This window comes from Psychrobacter sp. TPE 89C, assembly GCF_055522395.1.
Window position 1 is genome coordinate 1 of sequence record NZ_JBVFXW010000074.1, and the last position, 10168, is coordinate 10168.

Here is a 10168-nt window from a genome sequence, read left to right on the forward strand (position 1 = left end):
ACCTCATTGATTAACAAAGTAATCCTTCTTTTAGTCGCTGCGATGCTTTCTGTTTCAGCGATGGCTGCTGATTTTAATCAAGTTCAACGAGAGGCCAATCAAGGACATGCTAGTGCGCAATTCAATCTTGGAATGATGTATTACAACGGCGAAGGGATACGTCAGGATTACGCAAAGGCAGCTCAATGGCTTGAAAAATCAGCTAACCAAGGACATGCTAGTGCGCAATTCAACCTTGGAATAATATATGGCAAGGGCGAAGGAGTACGTCAGGATTACGCAAAGGCAGCTCAATGGCTTGAAAAATCAGCTAACCAAGGACATGCTAGTGCTCAAGTATTTATTGGATCGATGTACTACTTTGGCAAAGGTGTGCGTCAAGATTATGCGAAAGCGGCTGAGTGGTATGAAAAAGCGGCGAATCAAGGAAATGTTGATGCTCAATCCAGTATTGGTAATAGTTACTACTTTGGCAAAGGTGTGCGTCAAGATTATGCGAAAGCGGCTGAATGGTATGAAAAAGCGGCGAATCAAGGGAATGTTGATGCTCAATACAATCTTGGAGTGATGTACTATGAAGGTGAAGGCGTGCGTCAGGATTATGCGAAAGCGGCTGAGTGGTATGAAAAAGCTGCTAACCAAGGTAATTCGGATGCTCAGATTTTCCTTGGAGCGATGTACTATAAAGGCGAAGGGGTACGTCAGGATTATACTAAGGCGGCTGAGTGGTATGAAAAAGCTGCTAACCAAGGTAGTTCGGATGCTCAGATTTTCCTTGGAGCGATGTACTACCTAGGCGAAGGAGTACGTCAGGATTATGAAACTGCAAAAGAGTGGTTTGGAAAATCTTGTGATAATGGCGATCAAGATGGATGTGATAGTTATCGAATGTTAAATCAAAGATAGAGTGCTGAGTCTCAAATGGCAAGGCTTTGCGAGTAAGTTGCTAATTGACGAAACAAGAGTGAGAGCGTAAACTCAAGTGCTAGAAACGACTAACCCCCAGCGACGGCAATCGCTAGGGGTCAGATGAATTTTAATCTGTGTCAGCAGATATAAAACCCATTTTTCGATACGGACATTTTATATCAGCGGGCGCACCAACACAAGTGTGCGTGATGTTAATACTACCTGAAATATACGAAAACCTCCCTCATAAGCCTTATTGCACCGATGATTTGGGCATTCTTGTCATTCGTCCAAAGCAAAAAGCCGTCAAAATGCGATATATTCAGCATAACCCCCCTTGCATGACCCACTTTATCTGCTTAGACATTGACCACAAGCATGGCGCAATGCGTTGGGCAGAAGAACACCTACCACCGCCACGGTGGACAAGCCAAAACCCCTCAAATGGGCATGCTCATATCGTATATGAGCTAAAAACACCTGTTTGCACTAGTGAGCATGGCAGTCGTAAAGCCCTAGATTATCTCGCTAAGATACAAGCAGGACTTGTCAGAGAGACAAGAGCAGATACCGGCTATACCAACTTCATCACCAAGAACCCGATGCACGATCATTGGCGTACCGAAGTATGGACAAAAGAAGCCTACGAGCTGAATTATCTTGCAGAGTTTGTCGACCTTAGACCATTAACTAACAAAGAAAAAGAATACGGACTTGGTAGGAACTGTACCCTGTTCGATACCGTTCGCCATTGGGCGTATTCTGCGATTAGAGAGCATCGGGGTAAGACTTGGGAGCAATGGTATAACGCAGTGCTTAAACATGTTCAAAACGTAAATATGATGTTTTCAGAGCCATTACCGTACTCAGAAATCAAAGCTACTGCCAAAAGCATCGCTAAATTTTGTTGGAAGCGTGATGGATATCACTACAATGAGTTTATCTATCGCCAAGCACTCAAAGGCAGCAAAGGTGGTAAAGCCTCTAAGCGTAAGCCTGTAGCTACGTCAGAGCAGTCCACGAAGCCTTGGGAAGAATTAGGTATATCGGAAAGCACCTATTACAGACGCAAAAGAGCAAACAAAATTTGACAGTGGATAAGCCTAAGTCAGATAACAGCCCTCGCGACGGATGGCCGCTTAGGCTCTCTTTCTACAGTTGTCTCTTGAGGTTGCGGTGGAAGTTATCGGCCCCAGTTTTTGTAAGCTCGTTATCACTTAGACTATCAAATTGTTTATTCCTTGATTCTCCAATTCCAAAGGTGATGTTGTCTGCTCTGTACTGGTTAATAAATTCTTCTAGGTCTATGCTAGATACTAGTACTGGCCATTTCTGCAAGTACTCAGGTAAGAGCTTAGTTATTTGCCTGTATGACATGAGACTAAGGTTTGGTGAATCCACTCTAATAGCATATGAGCATATCCTTCGATTTGCTATTGTAGCTTCTCCAATCTCAAAAGGTACCCACCAGGATCCTACAGTATTACTAGAAATTACAGCTATCAAATGTGTACTTTTTTTGATGTTCTTGGTTATGACATCTGTTATATCATCGGTACTTTTGGATTCTTCATCGATTATATCCAAGTAGTAACTAATGTTATTAGCTGATAATTTTCTGGCTATAGCGAAAGCTGTATTTCTATCCGTGTGCCTATAACTTATGAAAACCGGCATCTAAATCTGCCCCTTAATACATATTTTTCGGTAGTACTCGCCAAGGGCTGTTAGTTTACATCCAGTAGACTCCATGGCTGCAAAAAACATATGCTCTGCTTCATGAGGTATTACTAAACCATGGCGATTACATTTCTGTAGATCTTTAAAGATCGCTGAGTTGTTACTGTCTACGGGTAGGTGCTTTAACTCGTCAGCCACACTCTTTCTGTCAGGTTCAAATGAAGGATCTAAATGGAATATTGCACCTGGAGATTCAAACCACTGAGGTAATTTTCTTAAGATACTAGGATCTACTAGTGGATTGTTTTGTCTCAAACTAATAAATTTTGAGACGTTAGTTTTGAATACAGGTCGTTGTTCCCATACATTTAGAGCATTATCAATAAAGCTATATAAACTACCGGGTGTGACTTGGCCTAGAATATTAGAAGCTCCGCCAGTCAAGCCTTCTAAAAGTAAGCCTGTAAATAGGCCATGCTGATCCATTAGACTTTCATTAGCGTATTCATTTTTCGTACAAGCTGTAAGGATCGTCACTCCATCTCCAATAGTGCTTGTATTTTCTTTTGCATTTCTATCTTCACCTGCAGCCCCTGAGTTGCATGAGTCCAAGATGATTATTTTATTTTTAATTTTAGAATCATTGGCGTATTTCAGAATATCAGATATGCGTATAAAGCCATTATCATCATGATGATGATAATCTTGTAGACAAAGAATCCCTTCACTCATATCTTCATTAAATGAGCCATGACCTGCAAAATAAAATAATGCTACGTCAGCGTCTCCTTGAAAAAGCTCTCGAATTTTCTGCTTAGTTTGTATACCTCTTACACCCATCGGATTGTTAGTTGTTAACAATTGGACTGAGAAATTGGGATTACCATCTGCATTACGCTCCAGAGCTTGTTCCATACCTACGGCATCATTCTCGCACCAGTTTAATGAACTAATATTATCGTAGTCATTGACACCAATTATTAAAGCTTTTCTCACGAGTTTCTTCCCCCTATTGTTAAACAAATTATTCAATTTTTTTTTAAACTTGAGATTAAATTTATCATTATTTTTTAAATTCTATAATGTAATCCAAGTACTTCATCACCTGCTCTCGATCACTATCTTGCTCTTTTTTAGTTAATTTATAATAGCTAGTTGCTATCTGCTTATCCCATTTATCGACTAGTTCTTTTGGTATAGTTAGACTGCCATCGCTATTTTTTTTACATTTTGAATGTAAATAGCTTTGCCAGTGTGCCCAGCGCTCGTGCTCTATCGCTGCTAGTTTCTCAATCAGTTCTTGTGTTTTATTTGAATAATTATCTAAGCTCATATGTCTACCCTCAATTGCTAAATTGAATCGATAAATGAACTGATATTTAAATCATTCCATACTTTTGTGTTTACGCCTGAAATATTCGTTCTATCAGACGAATAAGCCCAGATTCCGAGAATGGGCTTTCTTTCTTCTTTAGCACACTGAATTTCCCATTTTTGTCCGCTAGAATCCAAAGAGTTTTTACTAACAAGTACAATTACTCCGTTAGATCTTTTTATCCTTGTACGAACCTTTTCCTTCCAATCTGAATCGTAAGCTTGTTTAACAGACATATCTGTATACGTGAAAGGTGATCGCACGTGAAGAGATTGCCCTTTCAAAAGAGATCTTTGGTTTTGGTCTTCAATAGCAAATGCTATGAATAGGATTTTAGGAGTAGCCATATTAAGTCCTCAAAGTATATCGAGTTAAAAAATACTCGTTTAATGTTTATTTTTATGCTTATATGGGTACTTGAAAGTTAATTGAAAGTGCGTGTAAAAGATAATTCTGTTTTAGTCTCCCATTCAAATATTTTAATTACAGTCTAATAAATAAGCCAGCATATACCGTGGGTACAATATCCACTACGTTACTATTGACCCAAGGCATACTGGTAAGGGGAAACCCCTTAACCCCAACCCCTCACAAAAAGCCGTGAGGGGTAAAAAACAACCGCTAAAGCGAGGCTAAAATGGCAAGGACAAAGTGGCTAAAAATACGAGTCTCTGACACTGAAATATTGGACATTAAAAAGCGTGCAGGTCAGCATGATATGTCTAACTACGTTCGCGGATTGGTACTCGATCAGCCGGTCGCCGCGCCTGAACCTAAGCACAAAAAAATCGTACACAGTGCCGATCCCGAATTGGTGCGAGCCATTAATCGCATTGGCATCAACATCAATCAAATCGCCAAGCAGACCAACACAGGGCAAGAAGTTGGTAACGCCGTATTGATGGCCTTACTCAACTTGCAAACTACGCTAGATAAAGTACTAGCATCGAGTATGCCTGATGATCGTTAAATTCTTCACACGTGGCACTGGTGGCAGCAAAGGCGTGTTTGACTACTTGCTCAAAGATAAAGAGCAGCCAGACGGTAAACGTGTTGATGCCGAGGTATTGAGGGGCGACATAGAAAACCAAGCCTTGCTCATTGATAGCCTAGACTTTAAGCAAAAATATACCAGTGGTTGCTTATCGTTTACCGAGACAGCCGATGAAGTCACCACAGAACAAAAGAACGCCTTGATGGACGGCTTTGAGCAGACTATTCGAGCAGGGCTAGACGTTGATAGAGTAAGCGTTTCGTGGATTGAGCATCGAGACAAAGGCAGGTTAGAGCTGAACTTTGTTTTTGCTAATGTAGACTTAGAACACGGCAGAGCATTTCAGCCCTACGTCCACAGCGTGGATAAGCGCAGAGTCAACGCATGGAAAGACATGCAAAACATCGAGCATGGTTTTACCGATCCCAATGACCCCGCCAAAAAGCGATTAATGGCGCAGCGTGACAACTTACCAAGAGATATTAAAGACGCAAGACAAGCTATTACTGACGGTATAAAAGCATTAGTGGCTGAGGGTGTTATCAGCAATCGTGACGACGTTATTCAAGTATTAACGGATGGTGGCTTTGAGATTGCACGAGAGACAGACAAAGCAATCAGTATCAAAAATCCAGATCCCAAAGCAAAACGAAATATCAGGCTAACAGGTGGACTATATGAGCGAGGCTTTAAATTTAGCAGAGAATTTCAAAGCGAAGTCACAGCAGCAAGCGAAGACTATCGAGCAAGAAGTAGAGAACGCTACGACGCAGCTCAACAGCTTTATGACAGCGAAATTGAAAGAAAGCGAGACTATCATCAAGCAAGGCATGACAAACCTAGATACGAGCAACGAGCAGTTGCTAAAAACGTTAGCCAAGCATCAAACCGATATGTCTACAGCCCTAGAAACTTATATGAGCAACGTCCAAGCCCATACTACCCAGCATTTAGAGCAGTTCGCAGAAGACATAGAGAAGACGATAGAAGCCTATACACAGCACATAGCAGAACTGATAGAGCAACGAGAAGACCGGATAGCGCAGGTCATCAAATCAGAAATGAAAAAATGGGCGATAGTAACCAGCTGCGTCGCAATCACAGTATTGATATCAGGCATGATGATAGGGGCAGCATTGGTCAACAAATTCTCAAAACCGATCTACATTATTCAACAACCGCAGACACAGCAGCCCATCGACTACAGTCAGAGGTAAGTTATGGACAAGAGACTACTAGAGCAAGTGCAGCAAGCCCTACAAGCACAACAGGACACGATCAAACGCCAAGAACAGATGCTAGACGACCAACAGCGATACACCCAGCAGCAGCTACGCAAGAAAGACCAAGATATAGCGGAATTGACCGCCTCATTGAACAAATTGGCAAAAACGAAGACGCAAGAGTTGGAACGCTTGCCGACGTTGTTCAAGGAGTTGCAAACTTCAATGATAGAACAAACGAACGTGTTCAATCGTTGGATAGAGCATCGGAAAAATCACGTAACAATGCAATCAACGTTGATAAGCGAGTTATTGGCGTTAGGGAACGTACAAATGCAGCTCGTAGAACAGTTGAAGACGTATCAGAGTACGATAACACCGCCCGATTATCTAAAGAGCGATACGACGCAATTAGAGAGCGATACAGTGAAGTTAGAGGACGGATTGAGCGAATTAGTGAACGCACAGATCAAAATAGAGCAGTCACAAACGAAAATAACCGGCTCACAGACAGAAATACAGGCGGAATTGAAGGAATTAAACAGATTGCTGGACAAGTGAGAGAAGCAATAAAAGCCAAAGAGCAAGAACTTGAACGTACTAGAGCGCCCACAAGGTCACGATCTCCGAGTATGGGGCGCTAGCCGAGGCAGGAATAATACCGTAAACACTGAGGATATAGTTCGATGCCTCTACAGCGTATTGAACTACAACCTTGTCAAAATAATCTTTTGTACTTATTAGGTTTTACTTTGTGTTGTCTAAACTACTAGCATTCTGTCGTACCATACATTTCTTTCTGCAAAGTTTGTAAAAGGTATAAATATACGAGGTCGGTCTAAATCATTAACCGTAAAGATAATTTGCATAATAGGTGCTGCAACACCTTTTCTATCATCCTTTTGGAGATATTTAATCGCATTTAAATCATAGATAGCATATTCATGCTTGCCTATAGCAAAAATAACTCGTCTAGTTTTGCTATCTAGGGCAAGGTTATAAGGATGAAGATATTCAGGCACAAAATTGTTCTCAGCCATAAAATCTTCTAACCTTTTTTTCATAGATTTACCCTGCATATTTTTGAAATATACTAATAAAACACCAGGAACGACTAAAAGTACGATAACCCAAAAAAAGAAAGTAGCCATAAAATATTCCAAAAAATATTGGATTATTACTTTAATTCGGCATTTGTGCAATCAAAATAGCTAAGTATAGGTATCTTAGAGATTTATAGTTATTGTTGGTATTGAGAAAAAAATAATAAGCAATGTAAAAAAGGTATATAGCCGACAGTTTGGCGGTTCATGGAGAAGTCGAACTATCGGCTAAAAGCGTTATTCTGGTTGTTTCCAAATAGCTTCGCCAAGACTCTCTAGAAACTGTTTATAGTCCCTTGTGCTAGCAGACACATCACAATATTGGCAGTGACAAAAGTAACCTGAATCATTAATTTTATATATATTCATTTCTCTTGAATAGCACTGAGGGCATTCCTCTGTAAGCATTAAGGGATAAGTCTTTGCCTCTCTTATGAAATCAGCTCTATCTTTTGCTTCCTTAACGGCTGCAGCATTACGTAAATCTATTTTCGCCTTAACTTCTGTGCGCTCTGCTTTTGTCAATTGACCTTCACGCCAATTAGGGAAAAACTCTGAATACTTACCCATACGTTTTTCAGCGTCATCTGCGGGACTATGCCAATTCGCAGGGTTCTCTTCTGGAAAATCTTCAAAATACTCTGACCATTCACCCATCACCAACCTCTCTCAAGAATTTTCTGTAAACTATAAACTATAAACTATTTTTTGGTTGTTAGCTTCGAATCGCTAGAGAAAACCCTCGAATTATCCCTTTTTTGGACACCGTTTGGACACCGAAAAAAGTCGATAATATATAAACCATTTCAAAAACAGAAACTTAGAAAATAATTATCCTCAAGGGTGGCTTGGGTATAATTCTAGCGTTCATGATTGATTATACTGAAAACACTTAATCCACAGACGACAGTTTGGGTTCTAGTATAGGAAGTAAACTTCTACTTTCGCGACAAGTTCGTTATAAATGGTTCTATTATACCAGTCTGTTTTAAGTGGTCTGTTAATAGGTTTGAAGGGTGAAATAACTGGTTCCCTTGGGGTATACCCTAAAATTCTTCCTCTCGAAATTTATTATATTTAGAAGAAAATTTACGCAAATCATTCTTCAATTTTTCGTTTAAAGTATCATATAAGTCATTTTTTAAGACGTCATAAGCGTTTATAAAAGCGCCTTTATTCTTTTGAGTATATTCTTGCATCATATCTATACAAGAAAATGAACTCAGTATATTGAATAAGATATAGATATTGTGAGGGTCATGTTCTAAAGCCTTTTGGAAATAAATTAATGCAGAGTAGTTTTGTTGATCTTCTGCAAGATATGGGGCAAGATCTACCGTTATTCCTTTTAAAGTTAAAGCCTCCGCTATTTCACTATCTGTTGAATTACTATCAGTAATTACTTCATTTAAGATACTTATAGCAAGTTCTGGCTCATAATTTTGGCAAAAAATCTCTGCTTGGGTCAGTTTTTTTTCTATGATAGACATTATTTTTTCACCCATTTGGCTTTGATTGTAAGGTCAACAGCTCGATGCCTGTATAGCGCACCGATCATGGATTAGTAGAAATGAATGCGACCATCAAAAATCGACCTTTATACACCCTACTAAACTATATTTGAGGATTGTTCCTAGCATGCTGTAATCTCGCATAAAACTCTGGATCAGTATCCGCTAAGCTGTTTTCATACTCTTCTTCAGAAGTTAAGGACTCAATAAAACAATCAAAACTATCAGCTATTCTAATGAGGGTATCAATATCATCAGCGTAAGAGGACTCATGATCATAAAAGTACACTCCACCATAATGTTTGGGTAGCAAGTAAATACAAAAATAATTTCCAAATGTGTCATCAGAAAATGTAAGTAACCCTGTCTTTCTTGTGCTGTTATCATCACCAAAGTTCGATTCTAATCTACAGTATTCAGGACCGTCATGTATACCTAGCATACTGTGTATTCTCGTTTCGCCTTCAGCATCTGATATACTGCAAACAGTATTAATAGGCTCTGCGCCATTAAAATCAAGGAGGTATTTGCGATAATCCTCTGGTAAACGATACTGTATTATTTGTTCAAAATCTTCTAATGTCTTGATGCTAAGCTCTCCATAAGGGTTAGCTTTTTGATACTTTATTTCCATGAATTGATGCCTTGATTTAAGTTGACCTTCCACATCTTACATTATCAAAATCTTAAGAAATAGGAAACACAATCAATATCAGGTGTATCTCTGTTATTTTCCTCGAAATATCAGCCATATGTACACTCACAAGTACACTGGAATTATTTCAATAACTCAAACTGTTGATACCATCATCCTACAGCCTAGTGTTCAAGTCCTAACTAGGGAACCGAACCAGTGAAAGCACTTAGTTAGCTCGTCAGAGGTATTATTTAGAGATAAGTTTTTAACATTAAAATAAGGATGAAGCCTATGTCTCAATTCATAGATACAGGTAGTAGGCTAATAAATACCCATAATATAACTAACATTATATTTCTAGACGAAGCTAAAAGAATTATATTTGAGACGGAAGATATGATGTTTAGTATTACAGAAGACTTTATAAAGAGAGAAGATTACGAAAGGGCATGTAATAACCTAAGAGCTAATTTAAATACTATCATTATCTAAGTTAGGTTAGCAGGTATTTACCATCACATCGTTTATTTGAACACATTCAATATCTGTATAAGGAACTGAAAATATTCCATAATAATGCCAATTTACTACCTTCTTATTATTTAAAATGGGCGGTAGAGAACCCAAAAAATCGTCCATTATTCGCATAAAGGTAGATTATGGTAAATGGATTTAGGGGTGGAAAAGCACCGGATCACGTGCTCTGAAATAGACCTGCTATACTGTCAATAACGCA

Annotated in this window: 13 protein-coding genes; 5 read left to right on the top strand and 8 right to left on the bottom strand. The window is 39.2% G+C overall.

Annotation, left to right across the window (positions count from 1 at the left end; translation table 11 throughout):
• Positions 1 to 906 (top strand): SEL1-like repeat protein (locus ACZW67_RS13665; protein WP_465183708.1); only part of this gene is annotated, 906 nt, incomplete at its 5' end.
• Between the two features lie 212 nt (positions 907 to 1118).
• On the top strand, positions 1119 to 2000 hold the full coding sequence (locus ACZW67_RS13670) for a replication initiation protein (RefSeq protein WP_465183709.1): 882 nt from the start codon (positions 1119 to 1121) through the stop codon (positions 1998 to 2000).
• A gap of 61 nt (positions 2001 to 2061) precedes the next feature.
• Here ACZW67_RS13670 and ACZW67_RS13675 read toward each other — a convergent pair whose 3' ends face one another.
• The 4 genes from ACZW67_RS13675 to ACZW67_RS13690 form a co-directional block, all read right to left on the bottom strand.
• On the bottom strand, positions 2062 to 2586 hold the full coding sequence (locus ACZW67_RS13675; protein ID WP_465183710.1) for a toll/interleukin-1 receptor domain-containing protein: 525 nt from the start codon (positions 2584 to 2586) through the stop codon (positions 2062 to 2064).
• The gene (locus ACZW67_RS13680; RefSeq protein ID WP_465183711.1) at positions 2587 to 3585 is read right to left on the bottom strand and encodes a caspase family protein; all 999 of its coding nucleotides are present in this window, start codon (positions 3583 to 3585) and stop codon (positions 2587 to 2589) included. It abuts the gene before it with no gap.
• 67 nt (positions 3586 to 3652) lie between these two features.
• Positions 3653 to 3922 (bottom strand): hypothetical protein, encoded by a 270-nt coding sequence (locus tag ACZW67_RS13685; RefSeq protein WP_465183712.1) that lies wholly within the window; start codon positions 3920 to 3922, stop codon positions 3653 to 3655.
• 17 nt (positions 3923 to 3939) lie between these two features.
• A complete protein-coding gene (locus ACZW67_RS13690) occupies positions 3940 to 4311 on the bottom strand; it encodes a TIR domain-containing protein (RefSeq protein ID WP_075102659.1) in 372 nt (123 codons plus the stop codon).
• A 290-nt stretch (positions 4312 to 4601) separates the two neighbouring features.
• Between ACZW67_RS13690 and ACZW67_RS13695 the strand changes: the two genes are divergently transcribed.
• The 3 genes from ACZW67_RS13695 (at position 4602) to ACZW67_RS13705 (ending at position 6742) form a co-directional block, all read left to right on the top strand.
• Positions 4602 to 4934 carry a plasmid mobilization protein gene (locus ACZW67_RS13695; protein ID WP_465183713.1) on the top strand — a complete coding sequence of 111 codons (333 nt, stop codon included), beginning with the start codon at positions 4602 to 4604 and terminating at the stop codon, positions 4932 to 4934.
• A gap of 701 nt (positions 4935 to 5635) precedes the next feature.
• Entirely contained in the window at positions 5636 to 6175 is a 540-nt protein-coding gene (locus ACZW67_RS13700; RefSeq protein WP_465183714.1) for an MbeB family mobilization protein, read from the top strand.
• A gap of 3 nt (positions 6176 to 6178) precedes the next feature.
• Positions 6179 to 6742: a hypothetical protein gene (locus tag ACZW67_RS13705; RefSeq protein ID WP_465183715.1), complete on the top strand. Its 564-nt coding sequence runs from the start codon at positions 6179 to 6181 to the stop codon at positions 6740 to 6742.
• 200 nt (positions 6743 to 6942) lie between these two features.
• On the opposite strand, the gene ACZW67_RS13710 is transcribed toward ACZW67_RS13705, so the two are convergent.
• From ACZW67_RS13710 to ACZW67_RS13725, 4 genes are all read right to left on the bottom strand, one after another.
• Positions 6943 to 7332, bottom strand: coding sequence for a hypothetical protein (locus ACZW67_RS13710; RefSeq protein ID WP_465183716.1), 390 nt, complete (start codon positions 7330 to 7332; stop codon positions 6943 to 6945).
• Between the two features lie 189 nt (positions 7333 to 7521).
• Entirely contained in the window at positions 7522 to 7941 is a 420-nt protein-coding gene (locus ACZW67_RS13715) for a hypothetical protein (RefSeq protein WP_465183717.1), read from the bottom strand.
• 389 nt (positions 7942 to 8330) lie between these two features.
• Positions 8331 to 8774, bottom strand: a complete 444-nt coding sequence (locus ACZW67_RS13720; protein WP_465183718.1) for a hypothetical protein — start codon at positions 8772 to 8774, stop codon at positions 8331 to 8333.
• Positions 8775 to 8898: 124 nt separating this feature from the next.
• Positions 8899 to 9429, bottom strand: a complete 531-nt coding sequence (locus ACZW67_RS13725; protein ID WP_465183719.1) for an SMI1/KNR4 family protein — start codon at positions 9427 to 9429, stop codon at positions 8899 to 8901.
• Positions 9430 to 10168 lie beyond the last annotated feature (739 nt).

Bases quoted from the DNA above. Each gene is read 5' to 3' on its own strand.
- ACZW67_RS13670 (WP_465183709.1), top strand. From the start codon at position 1,119: ATGTTAATACTACCTGAAATATACGAAAACCTCCCTCATAAGCCTTAT.
- ACZW67_RS13720 (WP_465183718.1), bottom strand. From the start codon at position 8,774: ATGTCTATCATAGAAAAAAAACTGACCCAAGCAGAGATTTTTTGCCAA.
- ACZW67_RS13675 (WP_465183710.1), bottom strand. From the start codon at position 2,586: ATGCCGGTTTTCATAAGTTATAGGCACACGGATAGAAATACAGCTTTC.
- ACZW67_RS13725 (WP_465183719.1), bottom strand. From the start codon at position 9,429: ATGGAAATAAAGTATCAAAAAGCTAACCCTTATGGAGAGCTTAGCATC.
- ACZW67_RS13700 (WP_465183714.1), top strand. From the start codon at position 5,636: ATGAGCGAGGCTTTAAATTTAGCAGAGAATTTCAAAGCGAAGTCACAG.
- ACZW67_RS13705 (WP_465183715.1), top strand. From the start codon at position 6,179: ATGGACAAGAGACTACTAGAGCAAGTGCAGCAAGCCCTACAAGCACAA.
- ACZW67_RS13695 (WP_465183713.1), top strand. From the start codon at position 4,602: ATGGCAAGGACAAAGTGGCTAAAAATACGAGTCTCTGACACTGAAATA.
- ACZW67_RS13690 (WP_075102659.1), bottom strand. From the start codon at position 4,311: ATGGCTACTCCTAAAATCCTATTCATAGCATTTGCTATTGAAGACCAA.
- ACZW67_RS13685 (WP_465183712.1), bottom strand. From the start codon at position 3,922: ATGAGCTTAGATAATTATTCAAATAAAACACAAGAACTGATTGAGAAA.
- ACZW67_RS13710 (WP_465183716.1), bottom strand. From the start codon at position 7,332: ATGGCTACTTTCTTTTTTTGGGTTATCGTACTTTTAGTCGTTCCTGGT.
- ACZW67_RS13715 (WP_465183717.1), bottom strand. From the start codon at position 7,941: ATGGGTGAATGGTCAGAGTATTTTGAAGATTTTCCAGAAGAGAACCCT.